The organism is Sphingobacterium sp. CZ-2 (assembly GCF_004526235.1).
Classification (GTDB): Bacteria; Bacteroidota; Bacteroidia; order Sphingobacteriales; family Sphingobacteriaceae; genus Sphingobacterium; species Sphingobacterium tenebrionis.
This window is the reverse complement of the sequence record NZ_CP038159.1, coordinates 3,675,950-3,700,509: the sequence shown is the minus strand read 5'-3', so window position 1 is coordinate 3,700,509 and position 24,560 is coordinate 3,675,950. Positions and strand designations below refer to the sequence as shown.

General features: G+C 43.1%; 22 protein-coding genes. 20 read left to right on the top strand and 2 right to left on the bottom strand.

What is annotated here, in order from left to right; genetic code table 11:
* The first annotated feature begins 126 nt into the window (after nucleotides 1-126).
* From E3D81_RS16145 to E3D81_RS16125, 5 genes are all read left to right on the top strand, one after another.
* Nucleotides 127-957, top strand: coding sequence for a helix-turn-helix domain-containing protein (locus E3D81_RS16145; protein ID WP_134778222.1), 831 nt, complete (start codon nucleotides 127-129; stop codon nucleotides 955-957).
* Between the two features lie 92 nt (nucleotides 958-1,049).
* Nucleotides 1,050-1,580 (top strand): hypothetical protein, encoded by a 531-nt coding sequence (locus tag E3D81_RS16140; RefSeq protein WP_134778221.1) that lies wholly within the window; start codon nucleotides 1,050-1,052, stop codon nucleotides 1,578-1,580.
* Nucleotides 1,581-1,861: 281 nt separating this feature from the next.
* Nucleotides 1,862-2,452, top strand: coding sequence for a hypothetical protein (locus tag E3D81_RS16135; protein ID WP_134778220.1), 591 nt, complete (start codon nucleotides 1,862-1,864; stop codon nucleotides 2,450-2,452).
* An 84-nt stretch (nucleotides 2,453-2,536) separates the two neighbouring features.
* On the top strand, nucleotides 2,537-3,349 hold the full coding sequence (locus E3D81_RS16130) for a hypothetical protein (protein ID WP_134778219.1): 813 nt from the start codon (nucleotides 2,537-2,539) through the stop codon (nucleotides 3,347-3,349).
* Between the two features lie 55 nt (nucleotides 3,350-3,404).
* Nucleotides 3,405-4,427 (top strand): hypothetical protein, encoded by a 1,023-nt coding sequence (locus tag E3D81_RS16125; RefSeq protein WP_167554354.1) that lies wholly within the window; start codon nucleotides 3,405-3,407, stop codon nucleotides 4,425-4,427.
* Here E3D81_RS16125 and E3D81_RS16120 read toward each other — a convergent pair.
* Nucleotides 4,420-4,809, bottom strand: a complete 390-nt coding sequence (locus tag E3D81_RS16120) for a hypothetical protein (RefSeq protein WP_134778217.1) — start codon at nucleotides 4,807-4,809, stop codon at nucleotides 4,420-4,422. The two genes, E3D81_RS16125 and E3D81_RS16120, sit on opposite strands and share 8 nt — an antisense overlap.
* A 34-nt stretch (nucleotides 4,810-4,843) precedes the next feature.
* On the opposite strand from E3D81_RS16120, the gene E3D81_RS16115 reads away from it, so the two are divergent.
* The 9 genes from E3D81_RS16115 (at nucleotide 4,844) to rfbA (ending at nucleotide 16,275) form a co-directional block, all read left to right on the top strand.
* Nucleotides 4,844-7,249: a hypothetical protein gene (locus tag E3D81_RS16115; protein ID WP_134778216.1), complete on the top strand. Its 2,406-nt coding sequence runs from the start codon at nucleotides 4,844-4,846 to the stop codon at nucleotides 7,247-7,249.
* A gap of 520 nt (nucleotides 7,250-7,769) precedes the next feature.
* Complete coding sequence (locus E3D81_RS16110; protein ID WP_245153240.1) at nucleotides 7,770-9,047, top strand: replication-associated recombination protein A; 1,278 nt, start codon at nucleotides 7,770-7,772, stop codon at nucleotides 9,045-9,047.
* Between the two features lie 70 nt (nucleotides 9,048-9,117).
* Nucleotides 9,118-9,642 carry an exonuclease domain-containing protein gene (locus tag E3D81_RS16105; protein ID WP_134778214.1) on the top strand — a complete coding sequence of 175 codons (525 nt, stop codon included), beginning with the start codon at nucleotides 9,118-9,120 and terminating at the stop codon, nucleotides 9,640-9,642.
* Between the two features lie 139 nt (nucleotides 9,643-9,781).
* Nucleotides 9,782-10,771, top strand: coding sequence for a mannose-1-phosphate guanylyltransferase (locus E3D81_RS16100; RefSeq protein WP_134778213.1), 990 nt, complete (start codon nucleotides 9,782-9,784; stop codon nucleotides 10,769-10,771).
* 125 nt (nucleotides 10,772-10,896) lie between these two features.
* Nucleotides 10,897-11,688: a tyrosine-protein phosphatase gene (locus E3D81_RS16095; protein ID WP_134778212.1), complete on the top strand. Its 792-nt coding sequence runs from the start codon at nucleotides 10,897-10,899 to the stop codon at nucleotides 11,686-11,688.
* A 929-nt stretch (nucleotides 11,689-12,617) separates the two neighbouring features.
* Complete coding sequence (rfbB, locus tag E3D81_RS16090; protein WP_134778211.1) at nucleotides 12,618-13,673, top strand: dTDP-glucose 4,6-dehydratase; 1,056 nt, start codon at nucleotides 12,618-12,620, stop codon at nucleotides 13,671-13,673.
* Between the two features lie 185 nt (nucleotides 13,674-13,858).
* The gene (gene rfbC, locus E3D81_RS16085; protein WP_134778210.1) at nucleotides 13,859-14,410 is read left to right on the top strand and encodes a dTDP-4-dehydrorhamnose 3,5-epimerase; all 552 of its coding nucleotides are present in this window, start codon (nucleotides 13,859-13,861) and stop codon (nucleotides 14,408-14,410) included.
* Nucleotides 14,411-14,487: 77 nt separating this feature from the next.
* On the top strand, nucleotides 14,488-15,342 hold the full coding sequence (rfbD, locus tag E3D81_RS16080; RefSeq protein ID WP_134778209.1) for a dTDP-4-dehydrorhamnose reductase: 855 nt from the start codon (nucleotides 14,488-14,490) through the stop codon (nucleotides 15,340-15,342).
* Nucleotides 15,343-15,402: 60 nt separating this feature from the next.
* A complete protein-coding gene (rfbA, locus tag E3D81_RS16075; RefSeq protein WP_134778208.1) occupies nucleotides 15,403-16,275 on the top strand; it encodes a glucose-1-phosphate thymidylyltransferase RfbA in 873 nt (290 codons plus the stop codon).
* An 85-nt stretch (nucleotides 16,276-16,360) separates the two neighbouring features.
* On the opposite strand, the gene E3D81_RS16070 is transcribed toward rfbA, so the two are convergent.
* Nucleotides 16,361-18,022: a tetratricopeptide repeat protein gene (locus E3D81_RS16070; protein ID WP_167554353.1), complete on the bottom strand. Its 1,662-nt coding sequence runs from the start codon at nucleotides 18,020-18,022 to the stop codon at nucleotides 16,361-16,363.
* Between the two features lie 332 nt (nucleotides 18,023-18,354).
* Here E3D81_RS16070 and E3D81_RS16065 point away from each other — a divergent pair, with 332 nt between their 5' ends.
* The 6 genes from E3D81_RS16065 (at nucleotide 18,355) to E3D81_RS16040 (ending at nucleotide 24,558) form a co-directional block, all read left to right on the top strand.
* Nucleotides 18,355-18,864: a hypothetical protein gene (locus tag E3D81_RS16065; protein WP_134778206.1), complete on the top strand. Its 510-nt coding sequence runs from the start codon at nucleotides 18,355-18,357 to the stop codon at nucleotides 18,862-18,864.
* Between the two features lie 315 nt (nucleotides 18,865-19,179).
* Nucleotides 19,180-19,692 carry a winged helix-turn-helix domain-containing protein gene (locus tag E3D81_RS16060; RefSeq protein WP_134778205.1) on the top strand — a complete coding sequence of 171 codons (513 nt, stop codon included), beginning with the start codon at nucleotides 19,180-19,182 and terminating at the stop codon, nucleotides 19,690-19,692.
* 43 nt (nucleotides 19,693-19,735) lie between these two features.
* The gene (locus tag E3D81_RS16055) at nucleotides 19,736-21,115 is read left to right on the top strand and encodes a nucleotide sugar dehydrogenase (protein ID WP_134778204.1); all 1,380 of its coding nucleotides are present in this window, start codon (nucleotides 19,736-19,738) and stop codon (nucleotides 21,113-21,115) included.
* A gap of 22 nt (nucleotides 21,116-21,137) precedes the next feature.
* On the top strand, nucleotides 21,138-21,614 hold the full coding sequence (locus E3D81_RS16050) for an adenylyltransferase/cytidyltransferase family protein (protein WP_099364941.1): 477 nt from the start codon (nucleotides 21,138-21,140) through the stop codon (nucleotides 21,612-21,614).
* 26 nt (nucleotides 21,615-21,640) lie between these two features.
* Entirely contained in the window at nucleotides 21,641-22,924 is a 1,284-nt protein-coding gene (locus E3D81_RS16045) for a nucleotide sugar dehydrogenase (RefSeq protein WP_134778203.1), read from the top strand.
* A 116-nt stretch (nucleotides 22,925-23,040) separates the two neighbouring features.
* Nucleotides 23,041-24,558, top strand: a complete 1,518-nt coding sequence (locus E3D81_RS16040) for a lipopolysaccharide biosynthesis protein (protein WP_134778202.1) — start codon at nucleotides 23,041-23,043, stop codon at nucleotides 24,556-24,558.
* Nucleotides 24,559-24,560: the final 2 nt, after the last annotated feature.

Sequence of the window (24,560 nt, the reverse complement as noted above, 5' to 3'; positions counted from 1 at the left end):
GTTATCCTTCACACTGCACATTACCTACCAGTTAGATGTCGGAAAGTTTTAAATGTAAAAAAAGCTAGGACTTATTGGGTAAGTTTAAAATATCTGTATTTTGAGAATATTAAATACATTTGGAAAATGGAATTCGGAATCAAAGAGGTCAACGGTGGTGATCCTGTCAATCTGGGCAAATCCCAGGATTGGCAGAAGAACTATTACAAGGTGCTGTTCATTAATGAATCCGGTGGTAGCTTGATGGTGGAGCATCGGAAGCTGGAATTGGAACCACTGAGCCTGGTGTTCATTGGCAAAGGGATAAGGGTGTCCGCACGAAAAGGCGAGGTCCGAATCTTTCACATGCTATATTTCTCCCAGGGGTTCGCAGCCAGGACAGAGTCGGAACTGTCCTTCCTGCTCAGTTTTAGGCCCCTTCAGGAAAGTTTAGAAGGATACAGCATACTGAAGCTCACCCAGCAGTATTCGTGTTACTACCATTTTATGGTGGGCCACCTTGCGTTGGCCAAGTCGAATTACGACCGGGCGGTCTACAGGGATCTGGCCTTCAACATGGTAAGGCAGATCCTTCTCATGGGGTTCATCTACATGAAGCAAGAGGAGTATGCAGAACTTCTCTCTCCCGGGGGAGAGTCTAGGTTGGTCGGGGATTTCAAGATACTAGTCCAGAAGTTCGTCCATCGGCAGAGAAAGGTCTCCTATTATGCCGATCAGCTCAGGGTAAGCCCTAGGAAACTGAACGAGGTGACCAAGAGATTGACCGGAAGGACTCCGAAGGAGCTGATCAACGAGAGTTTAGGTGAACTGGAAAAACGTATGCTTACCTCTGGTGCTAAGAGCATTAAGCAGATTGCTTGGGAGCTGGGATTCAGTAATGAGAACAATTTCAGTGCGTCCTTTACCAAAAGGTTCGGTATATCTCCGAAAGAATACCGGAAGAAATGGAGATTGTAACAATTATAACTAAGTCTCCATATATTTTGGCATGATGGGTGGAAGGACTATAAAAACACTTATATTTATGTCAACCAGATAAAGGAGGGGAAATGAAAAGGGCCATGTTATTATTAGTTTTTCTGATAGGGGTGGGTTCAATGGTAACAAGAGGACAGAACGTACGGTTGAACATCGTTCTTCACCGGGCTCAGAGCCTCACTATACACCCGCAGCAGGATAAGATCACACTCTCATATTCCAGCATAGAAGACTATAAGCAGGGTGTGCACAGCCTACAGGCGGCTCATTTATCCCTTTTTAGTACTGAAGCATATGAGGTAAAGGTCAAGCTAGCTAATTCCGAATTCATTAGCTTACTGGACGGTCCTTCTCTTAAGGCCTCGCTCACAGGTATCATGGTCAGTGCTCAGCCACTTGTCAAGGATGCGGCCATCTCACTTGGCCATGTCAATCTTGGCACTAGAGAATCCGTAATCATTTCCTCAAGCCAGCCCTCCACTGGCTCGACCTTCGATGTGACCTACAGCGGGCCCAAAGGACAGGAGCTGATAGAATTCGCCTCCAGACATCAATCAATCACCATGACCAACGATATCATGTACAGTATCGAGACGAGGTAAATCCTTCGCGGCATTACTGCCAGAATAATTGTAGACCAAACCGTTGCTTTGAGTGCGGGTACGGCTGTCATCCAATTTCATTTTGACGAATTGTGACAGTTATCTTAATGATATGTGGCTCTGCGACTACAAAATTTCCTTTACGTTCAATTTCATATTTTATTTGATCAAATTCATATTTTTTATCTTGGGTTTAAATCTAGTTTTGCATCGTCAATGTGACCGGTATAGGAAAGGATCCATTGACGAAGAATTTGAACAGATTTAACAAGATAAAAAAAATGAAAAAAATGATCCTGATCGCCGCAATTTTCTTAGCAGGCGTAAGCATGGTTAAGGCACAGACAACGAACGGTTCAGCAAAAGTGAAGGTTAATGTTGTGCTTAACCCTTTCCAGACAATCAGCATTGGTTCAGGTGCGGGGCAGGATGGACCTGTGAGCAGCGGTTACGATGATGAAGTGACATTGGAATACAAGAATACCCAGGATTACAACAACGGGGTGGAAAAGAATGTGTTGAAACAACTCAAGGTTTCTTCTGTGGGCTCAGGATATCAGGTTAACGCAACATTATCTGATGGAGCAAAGCTTAAGAAGGGGCAGGGAAGTGGTGAGGATTTCGTTGATGCCAGCCAGGTTCTGAAGATAGCTGTAGGCAATAAACAGACCTTGGATGCTGCAGCCAGCATGAGCTGGGGAGGTTTTGGGAACACCAGCGGTGCAGAGTCTTCAGTGTTGGACCAGGAGATCGATGTCAAGTACATAGGTAAGCCGATAAAGAATGCAGATCTGCTCAAAAAGATGCTGAATAACAAGGAGTCACGTGCCGTCTATTCTGTCGATGTGGTATATACGATTGCTGCCAACTAGACATCGAATACCTTATGGAGAAAGCAGGGCCAAATAAAATGGATCCCTGCTTTTTCTGTATATTTGCAAAAAAGTTATTCTAACATGAAGTCTATTCACATTTTCTGTCTTGTGGTGATTATAGGAATCCAGGGAGCTTGGTCCCAGACTGGCCTTACTGCTGGTCCTCCACGAATCTATTTTGTTTCGGGAGCAGGGCAGGAACAGTTCCAATTTGTGGAGGTCAGCAATCCCAGTTCCGACTATGAACTCCAACTGGCCATTTCATTCGAGGACTGGTCCTATTCGGAGTTGGGCGAGAACCAGTTATCAAATAGCGGTTCACTTCCCAATTCCTGTTCCGATTGGCTTTCTGTTTCTGAGGGATATTTTTCCCTCAAGCCGGGTGAATCCAAACGGATCCAGTTAAGGATGAAAGTACCTCCAATATCTTCTATAGATTCAGCTACATCGGTACATACCGCGATGCTGTTCATTACTCAGATGAACCCTAGGGCGCGCCAGGACCGTGATGGTGCGAACATCCGACTTGCGGTCCGTTCAGGGATCAAGGTCTATCATAGATTCCCAGCAAGAGAGCAGATTGATCTGGAGGTCACCGATCTCAAGGTGGTCCACCTTGATAGCTTAGGAGGATATCTTGAGACCGATTTTCAGGTGTCCGGTAACGTATGGGTGGAAGGAAGGATCAGGACTGAGTTTCTCAACCAGGGAGATGGTAGGAAGGTACAGTTGAAGGATGTAAGTCTTTATTGCCTTCCAGGAGACAGAAGGAAGCATTTCATTTCGATACCCAAGGATCTTTCCCCAGGGAAGTATCTGGCATCTGTGATGTTCCTTTTCGATGAGCAGGATCTTGTCAAGATTGCAGAGATCGAGTTCAATAAACACGAGTGATATGGTTTGCTTTTTACGGTCCCTCTTTTTTTTGACTTTGTCAAATTTATTGGCCTTGAGCCAATTAACGGCCCAGGTTCAATTCTCGGCCTGGTCTGATAATTATTTTGAAGTCAGTTCCTATCTTGGAAGAGCTACTGCCGAAAGGTTCAATTCCTTCCAGTTCAACATCTCAGGGCAAGGTGCCAACATAACTAGGTGGAAAATAGGGGTCAGGGTCCTTGAGCCCATCGTTCCCATTTCAGGAGGGCCTAACAGGTCTGGAAAGAGTTTCCCTAGTGAAAGGATTTCCCTTCAGTGGACACTGGACGATAACCAGTCCAATTTTTCGCTCTCTGGGATCGGGGCATCTCGGAACCCGATCAAACTCCAATCCTCATCGGAGGTCATGCTTATAGAATCTGCGGGCCAACCATTGGCCTCCTACGGATCCCACTTTGTTCAGTACCGACTTTTCGGTCTACTGAGGATCGACCCTGGTAAATACCTGGAAGAATTCCTCAGTGCGGAGCGGTATACGTACATCAAATATAGGATACCCCTTATGGTCAACCTGTATGACTCGCAGGGTAATGTTCTGGGAAGCCAGAGAATGAACTACGAAATGCAGATGCCCCCGAACCTGAGCGATGGTGAAATGGTCGATGTAAAACCAGATTTCGGTTTCTATTTCTCACCTCAAAGTTCCACGACCAGTCTGGAGTTCAGGAATTCAAAGGATTATGCCCAAGGGGTTTCACTGACCATCCATGAAGCCCTAAAGGTAAATTCCGCTACCGATTTCGAGATACGGGTCAAGTCGATCGATAGTGAACTGAGGGGGGGCAATTCTTCGTTTATGCCCCTTTCCATATTATCTGTCCAGGTACTCCCCGGGGCAGGGTCAATAATCCAGTCCAACCCTAGAACGGTTATTTCCCAACAGGAGGCCATCCTGGCCACATGTCTTTCCTCAGATAAGAACATCGAACGGACCTTCCATCTGGACTACCGGGCAAAGCCCTCCTCCCAACAGATCCAAGGGCTCTCTATGGGGAGCTACCAGGTTTCCATACTATATCTTTTTCTGCCTAGGTAATGGAACCCAAAAGAACGATCAATCTTTTGCTCAGTCTGCTGATCCCCTTTTTTTGGACCATCATGTACTGCCATGCCCAAACCCCAATGGAAGCTCCTCGGATAATCGTCCCCAAGGAGCTGAGTATTGGTCCTGGCATCAATTCGCTTGACCTGAAGGTAAGTGCCTCCCATATTTCAGGCTTCAAGGGTACAATCAGGCTGCTCCTTCCTGATGGGGCCGATCTACTGGGAAGGGGATTGAACGAGCTTGAGATCGGAAGATCCATGGTAAGGTACCTCTCCATCAAGTTCCGTATGGATCGGGCGCACCTGGTCCAAGATCCATCGATCATCCTGGAAATCAGGGACTCCTCCGGCCGGAGGATAGAATCCGACACCATAAGGCTTATAGTTCCCCCCAGGCGTGTGGTGAAGATGGCGAACGAGACACTGTTCCAGTACATCAGGAATTTTGGAGATTCCATAGAGACCAGGGTACGGGTGAGCAATCTGGGGACACAGACCGAGATGGTGAAAATAGTGTACTCTTCCGACGATAGGATAGGAAAATCGCAGTTCTTGGAGAATACACTGGAGCTCCCTCCTGGAAAGGACACGTTATTGAGTCGTTCATTTTTAGTGGAGAGGTTCATGCTTCAAAGGAACCAATATTCCGTAAGTGTGAGCGGAATGTACCAGAACAGCGATTTGATCGATAATCTTTCTCTGATTTTCACAAACATATCCTCCCATCGTGACTATACGAGGATGTTCCCCAGGGAAACTGGAGGAAGGGCATGGCTCACCCCCAATTATTTGGAGTTGCTGGTGGACAACCTTACCAGCGCACTGCCTACATACCATCTTAGGGCGCAGGGGGACTATGCACTCCTTGGGGGAAGGTCCCGCTTCAGTGCCATGATCTACCATATGGGAGGGATGTCCCGACCGATTATCAGCAATATCTACCTAGAGCTCGCCATTAAGGGAAATGGATTATCCCTTGGAAACATCCAGGAAACCTTGGAGATGCCCGTATATGGCAGCGGGGTAAGTTTTTCCCAGCTGGACACTTCTAAAATGATCAACTATACGGTGGGACTTCTGGAGAGGTCCTCCGATCTCCTCGCCCATTTCTATGGCCAAGGCCTAGGGTATGTAGCATATGGCAAATTGGAGAGGAAGGCACGTTTTACGGGGAAAAGTAGGTATCAGACTCAGATCGTATTGGAAAGGAACAGTCTGGACAGTACTAAAAGCCTTTTGCTGTACAATCAGGTAGATCTGCTAGCTCCCGCTACCCCCCAAGGCACCACCTTGAGTGCCAGATTGGGGCTAGGTCTCCATGGGCTTGATGGTGGTGAACCCTGGCAACGTTCCATACCATCAGCTGCAGGTGGATTGAACTTTACTTGGCATCCTGGAAAATGGCGCCTGCAGAGTGAGGGGTTCTACAGTTCGCCTTACTATCCCGGAATCCGACGGGGGACCCTGCAGGTATCAAATAGGCTTTCCAGGAACTGGAAGAAAGCCAGCCTTAGTTTTGATCAGACCTTCATGGACCAGAGTCCAAGGTACCTTGTTATGAACTCCTTTCTCTATTACCAACGTTCCTCCAGGATTTCTGCCTCCGTCTTTGCTCCTATCTCACCCCGAATCAACATTGGTCTGGTACCCAGGTTGCTTTCCGAACAGACCAGACTCCAGACCATTCTGGCAGAAAACATAATGAAGACAAGCTCAGTTGGGCTTCTGTTCTCCGGGAATCTCCGTTCGGCGGATCTTCGGCACCATTTAAACCTTTCACTGGAAAATGCTCTGGTAGCTCGGAAAGACCGGGATGAGATCAGTTGGGCTATGCGAGCGGATATGGGATATTCATACCGAGGGTTTGCAATGAACGGATCCTTCCAAAGGGGCGCCATGCAGTCGTTGGATCTGATCGGAAGCAATTCAATGGTAGTACAGCCCGACCGTTTTTCGTTGAATGCCAGGATCGGGGGCACGCTTCTTGATGGAAGCCTGAGATGGAACGCTGGATCAATGGCCTTTCTTTCCAGGGACTATGGGGGTAGCTATGGGATCAATCTGGATGTGAAGTACCGTGTGCTGCCACGAACGGAACTCCAGGGTAATCTTCAGCTGAGAAAGAACTCAACCAACCTTGGTCAGGCCATTGCCTACAACAATCTTCGCATTGGTGTTAGGCAGGTGCTACCCTACAAGGATCCAGCTGCTTCCCGGACCAGCAGAGGGACGGTCCTTGTACAATGTTTTTACGATAGTAACGGAAATGGGATCTATGACGCTGATGAAAAGCCAGCTGTATTCTATGATTTTTCCATTGGCGATTTCCTTTTGACCACCGACAGGCAGGGAAGGGCGAGTTTCACCAGTCTTCCCTATGGTCCCTATAAACTCTATTTTCCTTCACGGGAAAACTATCTGGCAGATTCAAGGAATATAAATCTTGATAACAGGAAGATGTATCTGAACATTCCGCTTCGGTTGGGTGGAGAGGTGAGGGGCGGCCTTGAGATCGATTATGTGCCGGGGATCAGCAGGGAGGTAGATTATGAACTAAAGGATGTGAGATTGCTTGCATTCTCCAGCAGCAGCAGGTATGAGATCATATGCGATTCCCGGGGGGAATTCCGCACCAGCTTGCCCGAGGGGAAGTACAGTCTCCAATTGGATCTCCAGAGCCTACCAGAGGACATTGTTCATAATGGGTACGAAAATTCCATCCATGTCCGGGCAGGCGAGATATTGCAGTTGCCGAGGATAACTCTTTCGGTACGTGAAAAAAGGATCGAAGTTAAGAGGTTCGGGAATCCTTGATCTTAAAATACGATGAGCAAAACCACTTAATGTTCTGCGCCAAAAAGGCAATGGGATGATCCGAATTCGGAACACCCCATTGCCAGGATATAATAGTTATAGTGCTTGATCAGACGGTTTTCTGTTGAGGTTCTTCACCAGGGTACAATATCTCCATTAATAGAAGGTAGTAACCTTTTTCCAGCCCAAGAATTTTTGCTTTTTCTTCCAGTGTGTCCATATTTGTATATCTAGGTCCAACAGTATGTTTCTTGTTTTCAGAATACATTTCAAAACCCGTGCAGTTTTGCCTGGAAATTATTCCAAAACCATTTTTGCTGAAAAACGAGAAAAAAATTAATCAAAGAATAAAAACATGTATTTTAATGAAAAATATTCTTCTGTTTAATAAATAGATACTTGAAAAAATGTCCAGTTTTTAGGTCGATCTGTTCATGTGTCCGGATATTTCCTAAAAATTGGATAACCAGAAATGCGTCCAAGGAAATCCTGTGATAATCAAAAATTCGTATTATTGCATATGTCAACGATTCCATTGGCCGAAAGGATGCGGCCCAAAGAACTTTCAGGATACATTGGCCAAGAGCACATCCTAGGTCAAGGGGCCGTCCTTCAGAATGCGATCATCAATCAGAATATACCTTCCATGATACTTTGGGGGCCACCAGGTGTAGGCAAGACTACATTGGCCTTCTTGATAGCCCATTCATTGGACCGTCCATTCTACTCCTTGAGTGCCATTCAGTCTGGGGTCAGGGACGTGCGGGAAATTATCGAGAAGGCTGAACAGATGAAGACCTTCAACCAGGAACAGCCCATCCTTTTCATCGATGAGATACACCGTTTCTCCAAATCCCAACAGGATTCCCTACTGGGAGCTGTTGAACGAGGAACTGTCACCCTGATCGGAGCAACCACCGAAAATCCTTCTTTTGAGGTGATCTCTGCCCTGTTATCACGTTGCCAAGTGTTTGTGTTGAAGGAACTCGGCAAAGAGGAACTGGTCAGGATAGTGGACCGGGCCATGCGGGAAGATGAATATCTCAAACAGGAAAACCTTAGAGTTGAGGAATACGAGGCCCTGTTGCAGCTTTCTGGCGGCGATGCCAGGAAATTACTGAATATTTTGGAACTGGTGACCAAGGCAGCGGGGCATCTGGGACAACCCATCACCAATCAATTTGTTGCGCAACATGTCCAGCAGAACCGCTTACGGTACGATAAAACCGGGGATCAACATTACGATATCATTTCGGCCTTCATCAAATCCATTCGTGGATCCGATCCCAATGCCGCTGTATATTGGTTGGCCAGAATGATCGAGGGTGGGGAAGATCCGAAATTCATTGCGCGTAGGCTTCTTATACTTGCATCTGAGGATATCGGGAATGCCAATCCCAATGCCCTTCTATTGGCCAACAACTGCTTTCAGGCCGTAAATGTGATCGGATGGCCGGAATCAAGGATCATCCTTTCGCAAACTGTGACCTATTTGGCCAGTTCGGCAAAAAGCAATGCGGCCTATGAAGCCATTAACAAAGCGCAGGCAATCGTAAAAAAAACGGGAAACCTATCCATTCCGATCCACTTAAGGAATGCCCCGACCAAGCTCATGAAAGAATTAAATTACGGCACGGAATACCTCTATGCACATGCCCATGCTGGAAATTTCGTGGATCAGGAGTTCATGCCCGATGAACTGAGTGGCCTTAAATTATACGATCCGGGGAAGAACCCTGCGGAGGATAAATTGCGACAAACCTTAAAGGAGAAATGGAATGGTAAATATGGCTATTAGATTTTTGTTTACTTTTGCGTATTAGGCAATAGAGATATCCGATTTCTGTACATATTTATGAAAGCTTAGCATGCTAGAAACTTTTACAACGATCGATTTTGAATTAGCTACGGCAAAATACAATAGCGTTTGTGCTGTAGGTATAGTGAATGTCGTAAATGGCGAGATCAGCAATGAATTTTACAGTCTGGTCCGTCCCCCAGATAACAAATACATGTGGCAGACCTCCCGTGTCCACGGGATAAAGCCCAAACATACCGCAGATGCTCCTTCCTTTATCGAGATCTACCCGACCATAAAAGAAATGATCCAAGGGCAGCATATGGTGGCCCATGATGAACTATTGGACCGTTCCGTACTAAAGGACACCATGTCTTTCTATAACCTTCACTACCCGGAATTGGAATTGGCCAATATGTGGGACTGCACCAGTAAGATCTACCGATCCTACGGCTTTGAACGTACGAAACTGAGCATATGCTGTGAGCTTATGGGCGTAGAACTTAAGCACCACGATGCTCTTTCAGATGCCAGAGCAACGGCTCATCTATTCCTGAAAAAGGATGCCGCTATGGAAATGAACAAGTTGGGATAGATTTACGGACCGGGCAGCTCTTCTTCATATACCAGGTAATATTATTAGGTATGATGAACTATTTCTTTATATAAAGGTTATCTTTAAAAAGATTATTATCAATTAGCAAAAGATTAGGGAATTCCCTAGACCAACACATATGAGCAAAATTATCAACGTCATACTTTCAGGCGGTGTCGGTTCCCGACTTTGGCCTTTATCCCGTAAATCAAGACCCAAACAGTACCTGCCTATTTTTGAAGGCAAAACCCTATTCGAACTGACCATCGATCGGAACATCGAGGTTTCTTCTAAAGTCATACTGGTGGGCTCCAGTTCCAACAAGGCTCTGGCCGAACCATTCTTGAAGAAAGTGGAACACGATATCATCGCGGAGGCTGCTCCACGAAATACCGCGGCTGCCATTGCCTTTGCCGCTTTCCATGCCGATCCGGATGATATTCTGGTGGTGACACCATCGGATCACCTGATCGAAGACCAGCAAGCTTATGCGGAAGCCGTCAACCAAGGGATCGTTTTTGCGCAGGAAGGTTTTATTGCCACTTTTGGGATAATCCCTACCCGGCCGGAAACGGGTTACGGCTATATCGAACATGAGCATAACAATGTACTTTCCTTCCGTGAAAAACCGAATGAGGATACCGCTAAGGAATTCCTGAAAAAAGGGAACTTCCTATGGAACTCAGGGATCTTCTGCTTTAAGGCGGGGGTTTACCTGGAGGAACTGATGCGCTTTGAGCCCAAGTTGTACAATGCTTGCGAGGTGGCTTTTGAATATGCAGAGAATTTGGTGCTGGATGAAGGGCACTCAATGAGGATCCCTTCCAAGAGCATTGACTATGCGGTATTGGAAAGATCGGACCTCATCAAGGTAGTTCCTGCCCGCTTCAACTGGTCTGATATGGGGGCTTTTGATTCCCTATATGCCTATTTTAAGGAAAAGGGGCATAAAGAAGATGAGAATGGCAATATTGTTGTAGGGACAAATACGCACACGGTATTTGTTGGGTTATCGAACTGCATGATGATCAGTACAGAAGATGCGGTCCTGGTGCTGGATAGAAATCGTGCACAAGATGTAAAACAGGTTTATGAAGCCTTGGAGAAGGATAATTCCGAACTTGTATAAAGACAGGATGTAGCGTTTAGTAACCAGGCTCCGTTAAATACTTTAAACGAGCGTATTAATACTGTACTGCTTTTGCTACAGGTAGCGAGCAGACCAAACTATTTTTTTAAAAGTAATACAACAGCATGGGATTCTGGTCAAATTTATTTGGAGGAAGCGAGAAGAAGGGGCCACAGCGTGGTTCTCACCATAACAGACTAGCATGGATTGGTTGGGATATGCACAATCATATCCTTCCAGGCATTGATGACGGAAGTCAGTCTATAGATCAGTCGATGGAACTGATCAGGGGCCTACAGGAGTTGGGGATCCACCGGAGTGTTTCCACACCGCACGTGATGGCAGGGGTACATGATAATACACCAGAAAGTATTGCAGGAGCCCATTCTTGCCTTATGACTGCCCTAAAGAGCCAGGGGATAGACTTCAGACTGGACTTCAGTGCTGAATATATGATCGATGATCAGTTGGATCATTGGATAGAGAACGATAACCTGTGTTTGTTAGCTGAGAAATATGTGCTGATCGAGATGTCCTACCTATCGGAATCCAAAGGTTTGTTCAGTATCATCAAATCTATCCAGGATAAGGGATATCAGCCCATCTTGGCGCATCCTGAGCGTTATAACTATTACCATAATAACTTTAAGATCTTTGAGGATATCAAGAATGCTGGCTGTATGTTGCAGCTGAACCTGCTTTCCATCAGTAAATATTATGGAGAGAATGTAAAAACCGCGGCATTGACCTTGATCCGTTCCGGTATGTATGATTTTGTGGGTACAGATATGCACCATGCCAGGCATCTGGAGGCTCTGAAGCAGGTGGTAGTGAAATATGATGTGCAGGATTTGCTGAAAGATAATCCGATCAGAAATATAAGCCTTTATTCGGATAAGGTGAGGAATATTGCTTGATCATCGCTATGGGATTGATGAACTGATAGTTGATGGGAAACAATAGTGAAGAGAGGCAAGGCATCTCTTTTTTAGTGAATGCATGTTTTTTTTTCATTATTGTAATTTGATACCTGTACATCCACAACCTTTTTTTCACAAAGTATTTCCACCCTTGTTTGGGTTTATGGCCACTTTTATCTCATCTTCCAATTGCTCAGGATAACTTTGGGAAACTTGGACTGGTTATCTGTTCATTCATTTCTGCGGTTTGTTTCATCTTCTTCCAGCCAGTCTTCTATCCTGATCCGGGCATCACATTTTAGTTTGGATTACCTGCCGAAAATCTCCTGCTCTTAAGATTGAGGTTAGCAAATAGGTAAATTAAACAATATGGCTTTCTGTCGCGATCCTAATGCTTTTGCTTGGGGGACCATCCTTGTCATTCAGAACTACCTTTTCTTTATACCTCTCAATGGTGCAGTTTTTTTCTTTATCTAATTATTCTATTCAAGGAAGATTATCTTGCTTTTTTCGAGATAGATTCTTCTAGTATCCTTGCTGTACCAACAGAGATTATGGATATATTACTTCTTTTTATCGCTTTGGGTGGATCACTGTCCAAGTGAACGACTGTTTTCATCTCCGAAATTTCGAGATTCCATTTTCTGTTTCCAGATCAGCCCCGTTCGGAAATCACAATGAGTGAAAATACTATATTCGAACTAGTGAATCCAGCTCTTTGCTGGAAAAAGGACAACTAAATAGACAAAATTTATTATTGGATGATTTTGTTGAATGGTTAAAAAAAATACTTAAGGAAAAGACGCTTTCCGACGACAAATCCGAATTATCCGGAAACTTCAGCAACAAAGGCCCTAAATAATTTATTATTTTAGCGGTTCAATTAAATAATCGCTTATTACCAAGGCAATTTGTTAAATTAGAATATGGATAAAACGATTCTCATTACAGGTGGTGCAGGGTTTATCGGTTCGCATGTGGTACGGTTGTTCGTGCTGAAATATCCGGGTTATCGGATCATCAACATGGATTCCCTAACCTATGCGGGAAACCTCGAAAACCTTCAGGATATTGAATCAGCGGATAACTATACGTTCCAAAAGGCCGATATCAGAGATAAGGATGCAGTTGATGAAGTTTTCAATACCTATCGACCGGATGGTGTAATCCATCTGGCAGCCGAATCGCATGTGGATCGTTCCATTTCAGATCCGTTGGCATTTGTCTATACCAACGTGGTCGGAACGGTAAATCTATTGGAATCTGCAAAGCGTATTTGGGTGGGCGATTATGAAGGAAAAAGGTTCCACCATATTTCTACCGATGAGGTATTTGGCGCTCTGGGAGAAAAAGGGCTTTTCACCGAAGAAACCAAATACGATCCCCATTCACCTTATTCTGCCTCAAAAGCTTCATCCGACCATCTTGTTAGGGCCTACCACGATACTTTTGGCTTGCCTATTGTCATGACTAACTGCTCCAACAATTATGGTCCCAACCATTTTCCGGAGAAACTGATCCCGCTATGTATCCTGAATATCCTCAACAATAAACCTTTGCCGATCTATGGGGATGGCAAATATACCCGCGATTGGTTGTTCGTTGTGGATCATGCCCGCGCCATCGATCTGGTATTTCACCAAGCAGATGTCGGGTCTTCCTATAACGTGGGAGGGTTTAATGAATGGAAGAATATAGATCTGGTTCGGGAACTCTGCAGGCAGATGGATGTTAAATTAGGCAGAGAAACGGGAACTTCGGAGAAACTGATCCAATTTGTAAAGGATAGACCGGGCCATGACCTGCGCTATGCCATCGATGCGAATAAAATTAAGCATGAATTGGGCTGGGTGCCCAGCGTTACATTTGAAGAGGGACTTTCTTTGACGATAGACTGGTTCTTGAACAATCAAGAATGGCTGAAACAGGTTTCCTCGGGGAACTATATGCAATATTATGAGGATCACTACTCATCAAGGTAAAAAATACCGAAATTGAAAAGGACAGTCCCACCATTGGGATGTACGTTCAATCTTTCGATAAACTTGAAATGGGAAGATTGCTTCGATCCCGCATTATCGGAGTGCCCTCCGCCCTCCCTAGGAAGGCTGGTGATGAACCTGATAATGATGGTCTTTCAACCCTGAATAAAAAAATAAAATAATTAATGAAAGTTACAGAAACCACAGTTTCCGGATGTTTTATCCTTGAGCCAAAGGTATTTGGTGATCCTCGGGGATATTTTTTCGAAAGTTTCAATACCAAATCCTTCAAAGCCGCCATAGGTGCTGAAGTGAATTTTGTACAGGATAACCAATCTTTTTCATCCAAAGGGGTACTCCGTGGACTACATGCGCAAAAGGGAGAATTTGCCCAGGCAAAATTGGTCAGGGTGCTACAGGGCGCGGTTTTGGATGTAGCGGTAGATGCCCGTCGGGACTCCCCTACTTTTGGACAGCATGTGGCCGTTGAGCTCTCCTCCGAAAATAAAAAACAACTGTTCGTTCCACGTGGATTTTTACATGGGTTCATTGTCCTGACAGATACAGCGGAGTTTTTTTATAAATGTGATAATTATTACAATAAGGATGCAGAATGGGGAGTGAAATACAATGATGATCAATTGGATATCGACTGGCAATTGCCTTCCGAGCTGTTTAAACTATCGGAAAAGGATATGATCTTACCCAGCTTTGTAGAGGCAGTAGGTAACATTTAGATATTGATAAAATCAATAAAAGATTCTTTGATTCGAGCATAGTGCGGCAAAGGCTTTATTAAAACATAATCAGAAAGATGAAGAAAAAGATAGCAGTAACAGGCGCTTCAGGGCAATTGGGATCCGAGATTAGAAGTATCTGGCCTTCCGATGATGCTTATCATCTGATATTTCTGGATAGGGATGATCTACCTTTGGATGATGTGGAAAATATCTATGCCCGATTAGCCGGATACGATCCTGATGTGATCATCCATTCAGGGGCGTATACGGCGGTTGATCTGGCAGAATCCGAATCCGATCTTGCCGATAAGGTCAATAACCGAGCGAGTAGGGAAATTGCCAAAGTAGCCAGGGATTGTTCGGCCAAACTGATCTATATTTCCACCGATTATGTTTTTCCTGGGGATGTTCCGCATCCCCTTACCGAAGATCAGGTTACCGCCCCTATTAACGCATACGGACTTAGCAAACTGAAAGGTGAGAAGGGTATACAGGATATTCTTCCCGATAGTATCATTATCCGTACCTCTTGGCTGTATTCCATTTTTGGGAAGAATTTTGTGAAGACCATGTTGAACCTTATGGCTATTAGGGAATCGATCAATGTGGTAAATGACCAGCTAGGTTCGCCGACCAGCGCTAAGGATCTGGCGAAGGCCATACAGCACATTATAAGATCGGAAAAGTGGCAGGCAGGTATCTATCATTATTCTAATGAAGGTGAAGCGACCTGGTTTGATTTTGCGATCAAGATCAGGGAACTGTCTGCGTCCGCTTGTGTTGTGAATCCGGTAGATTCCAAGTTTTTTCCAACCGTAGCCAAAAGACCAAAATACTCTCTGTTGAATAAGCAGAAGATCAAAAGTACCTTTCAGCTGGAGATCCCTCATTGGGAAGATAGTTTAAAGGAGATGTTGGGCGGCAGATGATAAATCTGACATTAGATGTTTGATTATGGATTTTAGGCAATAGATTTAAGATTTAGATATATGAAGGGGATTATATTAGCAGGGGGATCGGGCACGCGTTTGCATCCGCTTACCCAGGTGGTTTCCAAACAATTGTTGCCGGTTTATGATAAACCGATGATTTATTATCCTTTATCGGTACTTATGTTGGCGGGGATCCGGGAGATCCTGGTCATCTCTACGCCCCAGGATCTGCCCAACTTCCAACGCTTGTTCGGAAATGGGGAACAGTTGGGTTTGGAGATTTCCTATGCAGAGCAGCCCAAACCGGAGGGACTGGCCCAGGCCTTTATCATAGGTGCTGATTTCATTGGGGATGATTCGGTCTGCTTGATCTTGGGGGATAATATCTTTTATGGAGCTGGCCTACAGACCCAGTTGATGGAAGCAAGGACTAAAGTGGAAGAAGGAAATGATGCGGTCGTTTTTGGGTATTATGTTGAGGATCCGGAGCGTTATGGCGTTGCCGCATTCAATGCGGATGGTCGGGTAACGGATATTGAGGAGAAGCCTCAACATCCGAAGTCTAATTATGCGGTGGTTGGATTGTATTTCTATCCGAATTCGGTGTTGGAAATAGCTAAGGGGGTGAAACCTTCGGCTAGGGGCGAACTGGAGATCACTACCGTGAACCAGACCTATCTGGAACAGGAAAAGTTGCACCTGCAGTTGCTAGGAAGGGGATTTGCCTGGCTGGATACAGGTACCCATGAGTCTTTGTCCGAGGCAACGGAGTTTATTAAGACCATTGAAAAGCGGACATCGTTGAAAGTGGCCTGCTTGGAAGAGATTGCCCTGAGCAAGGGTTATATCGATAAGGAGAAGTTAAAATCGCAGATCGATGGGATGAAAGGTGTTTATTATGATTACCTGAAGAAGATCGTGGAGTTTTGATTTATTGTTCTCTTCATTGCTAGGAACGGGGCTGCCTTTGGATTAGTGTAATGATTTCTCCTTCGTACCTCTTCGTCACTAACCATTACTTGTCCACTTTTTTCTTTAATCTTTGTTTTGCTTTCTTGACCCCTTCAATAGAAACACCCAAAAGATCACTCATGCTTCTATTGTTTAGGTCCAGTTTCATTAAAGCGATCAGTCTAAGGTCGCTTTCAGAAAGCTTTGGATTTTCAAGCTTTTGGGTTTCCAGGAACTCCGGATATACCTTATCGAAAACATGCTTGAATTTCAGCCAACGTTCATCGGTCATGATGTGGGATTCCAACATTCTGCTAAGGTTTTCGGAAATCTCAATAGCGAGTTTTGGATCATGAGTTTCCTTCTCCTGGATCTCTTTCCTTAACTGCTGTATGGTATGGTCGTTATGCCTGACGGTATCCGTAAATTCCTGTAGGGAATTTTTGAGTACCGAAAGCTCCTGATCTAGCAACTGTTTCTCAAATTTAAGGGCGAGCTGCTCTTTTTCCAGTTCTGTGCTCCGGATCTTTATCCTGGTCTTAGACCGGTTGATCAGTAGCACTATAATGATGAATCCAAGGATCAATAAAGCCCCGACATACTGATAGGTCTGATTGATCTGTCTCCTTTTGGATTCAGCCTGTTTATTTGCCTGTTCATAACGTTCGATTTCCCATTGCCAATAGATCTTCTGCATAGCCTCATTATTGTTTCTGGCCTCCAAAGAGTCCTTCAGCACCAGGTATTCTTTCAAATTCGTAAGTTCCAGGTCTTTTTGACCTTTCCCAGCAGCAATTTCCGCCAATATTTTTGCAGCATCCCGTTTGAAAACTAAAAAATAGGGTTTATCAGCCATTAATGCCGTGCTTTTTGCGATATGCTTTTCAGCAAGATCCCATTTTTTCTGATGGGCATACATTCGAGCAACCTCCAGGTTGGCGCGCATGGCATCCAATACCTCCTTATATTTCAAGGAGAGTTCGATATTCTGTTTTACCAAGGCAATAGCCTGTTCTTCATTCCCTTTTTCCCATTCATAGTCAGCTAGATTCCCTGCAATAATACCCATCCATACCGAATCCTTGGCCTCAGCGGCAATCTCCAAAGCCTGCTTATAAAAAGGATATGCCTTGTCGAATAAGGCTGCTTTTTTATAATAAACACCTATGGCATTGGTCATGTCGATCTTCTGGCGGCTATGTTCTTTGGTGTATGGTAGTGCAGTTTTGAGATAGGTGATGGCTTTTTCCTGATCGCCAATGTAGGAATAGAAATTAGCGATGTAGCTGTAATGCTCGGGAAGTAGTGGGATTTTCTCTGCATTTATATCCTTCTCTAGTTCGGCAGCCAGAAGGAAATATGGAAAAGCATCCTTCACTTCACGATAAGTATACAAATAATATCCCTGTCTGATGTTGCCGATCATCCTTAGCTCGGGGAGATTTTCTCGTCCTACCAATTCCGATGCTAATTTATAATAGGCATTGCTTCGCGGATTTACCTGATCAAAGGCAATGGAAAAGCCATCCGCCATCAATAAGTAATAGGCCCATTTTAGTGGGATGCTCCGTTCCTGATTTGCCAGTTCCAATAAAGGATGCAGATTCTTGATCAAGCCAATTGTATCCTTCTGAAAATCGACCTTCATCTTCAGGGCAAGCTCCAATTGTTTTATTTGGTCTTTTTGCGTTTTGATGTTGGTGATTTTTTGGGCTGATAGGTGCACTATACTACCTAGTGTGGCAAGATAAGTTAAAACTAATTTGGTTAATGTGGTATGCATTGCCCCTAAATTTCGACAAAAAAAGTGTGCAAACAACGAGTATGAGATAGATAATTTTTCATTATCGATAGAAGGTTTGCTTTTTTCGGAATGGGTAGTGCCTAGGTAGTGGGTGGTTTCGTATAGTTTTTAAGGACTGTTCTTAAGTTAATCGGTTGTTTTTCAATGAAAAGGGTTTTTGTCCACCTTTTGTCCACCCCCGCTTGTTTTGAATATAGGTAGATGTCGTGCTAACTTTGTTGCCGAAATATTTTTTTGAACTAATCAATCTAATTATGCATTATTTGTTATTCACGCTGGTCGTTATTATAGCTATAGCGAGTTTTTATTTCATCCGCAAACGGAAGGTTTCCAATTTTCAAGAACATGCAGAGATGCAGGTCCGGGTTCTGTTGGACCGTAATAATGTGGATTATGTGAAGCAGTATGGTTGTGTACTCTTCCAATTGAATATTTTGGATGATCAGCTTAAGGAAGTGGTCATCACGGAGCTAAGAACTGCCAACCGGAATTTTCTGATCAATAACTTTGAGAAATTGAATTTTTTTATCTCCCCATCGCATAAAGGGGAATCAGCGATGAGATCAGTTGGCTTTTCCATATATAATGATTATCTGAAGAATTACAAGCCGAAGAAGGAGGGATTGATTGTGAAGGGATATATCAAAGATTTGAAGAATATGAAAAGAGCTTTTATGGTGACATCGTATTTTAAGATGGAACCTTTGGGAAAGGAGATTGAACAGGAGACTTTTAATCGAAGGGCATCGTCATTGGCAATTTGATTTTTTTCTGAATTTCGGGGTTCTATCTGACATATCGAGGAGGTTTTCCCCTGGTACCTCCTCGCTATGGATTGAATGTTCGACCATGACTATTTGCCTTCCATCAGCAAGTGTCAAATAAGTACGATGAATTAAAATGTAAGGAACTTTTAGCACTTCCCCTCACTTACTTCCGTTTACAACCCGAGGCTCATGGAAGTCAGATGGGGCCAGATATAATCACCAACATTAATAAAATGTTAAGTTTTCTTGTTTACTCATCAAAATTTGGTTTATAAAAAATCAATGAGTACTTTTGTTGCTCACAATACTAACATGCTTGATACGATCATCACGTCCAAGACCAGGCTTAAGTTGCTGATTAAGTTTTTTGTGAGTTCCACTAACAAGGGATACCTTCGTGGGATAGCAGAAGAGTTCAATGAGTCTACCAATGCCATCCGGAAGGAGCTGAACCAGCTTTCTGATGCCGGATATTTGTCGAGGACCTCTGAAAACAACCGAATCTACTACCAGGCCAACACCCAACATCCCTTATTCCAATCCTTACAGAATCTAGTCCGTACCTATCTGGGTATTGATCAGGCCGTGGATTATGTTCTGGAACGCGCGGGTGATGTGGAAACGGTATCCCTATTGGGCGATTACGCCAAGGGGGTGGATTCTGGAACGATCGAGCTGATGGTATTGGGCGATGAGCTGGACAAGGCATACTTATTGCAGTTGAGTGCCAAACTGGAGAAACTTCTGGATAAGGAGATCAAGCTCTATTTCGAGCGGCCTGAGGAAGTTCTTCAGCAGATCATTTTGTACCAGGGTGAAGATTAGGAAAATTTTTTACACTCCAACAGAAACACGGAATTTATATTCAATGGAAATAAAGAAAATTACATGTATTGGCGCAGGCTACGTTGGGGGACCGACCATGTCTGTGATCGCCCAGAAGAACCCCGATATCCAGGTGACGGTTGTGGATCTGAATTCACAGCGTATTGCCGATTGGAACCAGGATGACCTGAGTCAATTGCCGGTCTACGAACCGGGATTGGACGCGGTAGTTGCTGAAGCGCGAGGAAGAAACCTTTTCTTCTCTACGGAGGTGGAAAAGGCGATCCAGGAAGCCGATATGATCTTTATTTCAGTGAATACACCAACCAAAACTTACGGTAAAGGCAAAGGACAGGCGGCAGATCTGAAGTTCATCGAACTTTGTGCACGTCAGATTGCGGATGTTTCTACCAGCTCGAAGATAATCGTGGAGAAATCTACCATTCCGGTCCGTACGGCTGCAACTATCAAGAATATCCTGGACCATACCGGAAAGGGCGTGCAATTCCAGGTCTTATCCAATCCGGAATTCCTTGCCGAAGGTACGGCGATCCGGGATCTGCACCATCCCGACCGCATCCTGATCGGTGGAGAAAATCCAGAGGCTATCCAGGCCTTGAAGAAGATCTATGAAGCCTGGGTACCATCGGAAAGGATCATCACGACCAATCTTTGGTCATCGGAACTGTCCAAATTGGTGGCCAATGCGTTTTTGGCACAACGTGTATCCTCGATCAACTCGATCTCGGAGCTTTGCGAGGCAACTGGGGCCAATGTGGATGAGGTGGCGAATGCCATCGGACAGGATTCCAGGATAGGATCCAAATTTTTAAAGGCCTCTGTGGGCTTTGGGGGCTCCTGTTTTCAAAAAGACCTATTAAATTTAGTATATATTGCCCGTTCTTATAATCTGCATGCAGTGGCGGATTATTGGGATCAGGTCATCAAGATCAATGACCACCAGAAGACGCGGTTTGCGGAAAAGATCATCCAAACGATGTACAATACGGTAAATGGCAAGAAAATTGCTTTCTTGGGATGGGCATTCAAGAAGGATACGAATGATACGCGGGAATCGGCAGCGATCTACGTAGCGGACCATTTGTTGGAGGAGCAGGCAGAGATTGCGGTGTATGACCCAAAGGTACAGGATGTGCAGATTTACAAAGACTTAGACTATTTAGCGACAAGAAGCCTGGAAGAGAACAAATCCCTCTTACAGGTAGAAACTAACCCTTATGATGCAGCAGCAGGTGCGCATGGCCTGGCGATATTAACCGAATGGGATGAATTCAGAGATCTCGATTGGGCTAAGATCAAGACTCACATGAAGAAACCGGCCTTTATTTTCGACGGTAGGAAGCTATTGGATGGAAAGAAACTGACGGAGATGGGATTTGTGTATTATGCGATTGGTGAATAACAGGAACTTATGCTAATTTCTTATGGAAAAGAAAGAAAAAAAGGTGAAATTAAAGGATTATAACCCTGGTCCTAGGGTGGGGATTACATTTAGTACGTTCGATCTATTGCATGCGGGACATATCATGATGTTGGCAGAAGCAAAACGTCAATGTGATTACCTGATCTGTGGATTGCAGATGGATCCGACATTGGATAGACCTGAAAAGAATGCACCTAGCCAGACTGTAGTAGAGCGTTATATCCAATTGAGGGGCTGTATCTATGTGGATGAGATCGTTCCATACTCTACGGAACAGGATCTAGAGGATATTCTGAAATCCTTTAAGTTGGATGTTAGGATTGTTGGGGATGAATATAAGGATAGGGATTTTACAGGTCGTAAATATTGTGAAGAAAAGGGAATTGAGCTTTACTTCAATAGCAGGGACCATCGCTTTTCTTCTTCTGGATTGAGAAAGATAGTAGCGGAGAAAGAAAATTTGAAAAACGGGAAATAAATAATTGAAAAACACAAAATAATTATATGAAGAGAATAGCCGTAATTGGACAAGGGTACGTAGGATTACCTTTAGCTATCGAATTTTCACAACATTTTCCCGTATTAGGGTTTGATATCAATAAAGAAAGGGTAGAAGAATTAAATTCTGGAAAGGATAGAACACTTGAAGCTGACTTGGACAAGTTGAACGCCGGGATATCAACTGCCAGAGACACAAATTTTGAAAAGGGTTATAAAGCATCCAATGATCTTGAAGAATTGGCACAATCTCAGATATTTATTGTGACAGTTCCAACACCTATCGATAGATATAATGCACCTGATCTAACCCCATTGATTAGAGCATCAGAGATGCTTGGTAAAATAATTAAAAAAGGGGATATCGTAATTTATGAGTCGACAGTTTATCCAGGCTGTACCGAAGAAGATTGTGTTCCGGTATTGGAAAAATTTTCTGGTTTAAAATTCAACGAAGATTTTTTTGTGGGTTATTCCCCAGAAAGGATTGTTCCTGGGGATAAAGTAAATACTTTGACAACCATTAAGAAAGTGACTTCTGGCTCTACTCCAGAAATTGCTGAAGAAGTTGATCAATTGTACAAAACAATTATCAAGGCAGGAACTCATAAAGCTCCAAATATAAAAGTTGCAGAAGCTTCCAAAGCGATTGAAAATGCTCAACGTGATGTCAATATTTCCTTTGTTAATGAATTAGCATTGATTTTTGATCGCGTAGGTATTGACACGAATGATGTATTGGAGGCAGCAGGTACCAAGTTCAACTTTTTGAAATACAAACCAGGATTAGTTGGTGGACACTGTATTTCAGTTGATCCCTACTATTTGGCCCATAAAGCAACACAACTGGGGTATCATCCAAACGTCATTTTATCAGGACGTAGAGTGAATGATTCGGTTTCTGAATTTATTGCTTCCAAAGTGGTGAAGTTAATGATCAAGAAGGGAATTGCGGTACAGGGGGCAAATGCTTTGATTCTAGGGGTTACTTTTAAAGAAAACTGTCCAGATGTACGTAATACGAAAGTTGTCGATGTTTACAAGGAACTAAATGAGTATGGTGTCAATGTAGATATTTACGATCCTTGGGCAGATAGTGCAGAAGTTAAACACGAATATAACCTGGATTTGATTTCTGATTTAGAGGCTAAAAAATACGATGCCATTGTAGTTGCTGTTTCACATAATGAATTTTTATCTATGGATTTCTCTAAAGTTAGAAATAATCAATCTATAATTTTTGATTTAAAAGCTTGTTTGGACAGATCTTTAGTTGACGCTAGACTGTAATTTAGGATTAGTAAACAAGATTAAAGTTTTATTGATATTTATAATTTTCTGTTTATAGAAGCTTATAAATATCAATGAATATGAAGTAATACGGTGTATTTAAAAGACATTTTTTAATGGAGGCTAATAAACGAGTAGCGAAAAATACCTTAGTGCTATATGGAAGGATGTTACTTTCCATGTTTGTTACCTTGTATACCTCAAGAGTAGTTCTTAATATTCTAGGGGTTGATGATTTTGGTATCTATAATATCGTTGCTGGAGTTATCATCATGTTTGGCTTTTTGAATAATGCCATGACGGCCTCTACCCAAAGGTTCTTGACCTTCGAAATAGGTCAAGGCAATTTGACGAAGCTTAAGACTATTTTTAACGTCAGTATAACTATACATCTAATTATAGGAGGCATCATATTGATTTTAGCCGAAACAACAGGATTATGGTTTTTAAACACACAACTTAATATAGCAGAAGATAGGATGGTTGCAGCAAATTGGGTTTACCATTTCTCGCTACTTTCATTTATCATTTCTGTTTATTATGTGCCTTATAATGCCGTTATCATAGCACATGAGAAAATGAATATTTTTGCCCTAATTGGAATAGGTGAGGTCGTGTTGAAGTTAGCGGTTGTATTTTTATTACCAGTAATCACTTTTGATAAATTAATCGTCTATGCGGGATTGCTTTTCATTGTTTCTACCAGTGTAAAATTAGCGGAGCAGATTTATTGTAAACGGACCTTTGAGGAATGTAGGCATATTGCTTTAAAATGGGATAAGAGCCTAATAAATGAAATGGGGAAATTTGCTGGATGGAATCTTGTTGGTGTTGCCGCCGGAATAGGTTATATGCAGGTTGTCAATGTTTTCTTAAACATCTTTTTTGGAACGGTTGTCAATGCAGCGAGGGGAATCGCTTTTCAAGTGCAAGGAGCGGTTAGTAGTTTAATCACTAATTTTCAGATTGCACTGGCTCCAGCAATTACAAAAGGATATGCAAGGAATGAACTCAAAGAAACTTATGATATGGTTTTTTCCTCTTCAAGACTTTCCTTATACCTGTTACTTATTTTTTCTATTCCATTATTAATTGAAACCGAAACTGTTCTTACTTGGTGGCTAAATCTCGTGCCAAAATATACCGTAGTGTTTACACAGTTAATCATACTTGATTTGCTGATTACTTCCTTGTCGGGTCCATTACATATTTTGGTACAGGCTACAGGTAATGTGAAAAATTATCAAATTATAGTAAGTGGTATTTTACTGTTTAATGTACCGTTTGCATATATATTTTTAAAATTGGGTTATTCAGCAGAAATCACTATGATTATAGCTATAGTCTTCTCCATTATTGCCTTAGTTGCTCGAATGATGATATTAAAAAATATGCTTGATTTTCCTTTGCGAAATTATATTTTAAAGGTTTTGATTAAAATATCCTTGGTTTCAATAATATCCTGGGGCATACCTTATTATATTTCTAGTCATTTGCATTATGGAATTTTTGACTTTATTATAGTCGGCTTGATTTCCTTATTAACTTTAATACTATCGGTTTATAGTTTTGGATTGGAAAGTTTTGAAAAGAATTTTATTAAATCTAAGATTTTAAATGTATTAAAAGGTTAATA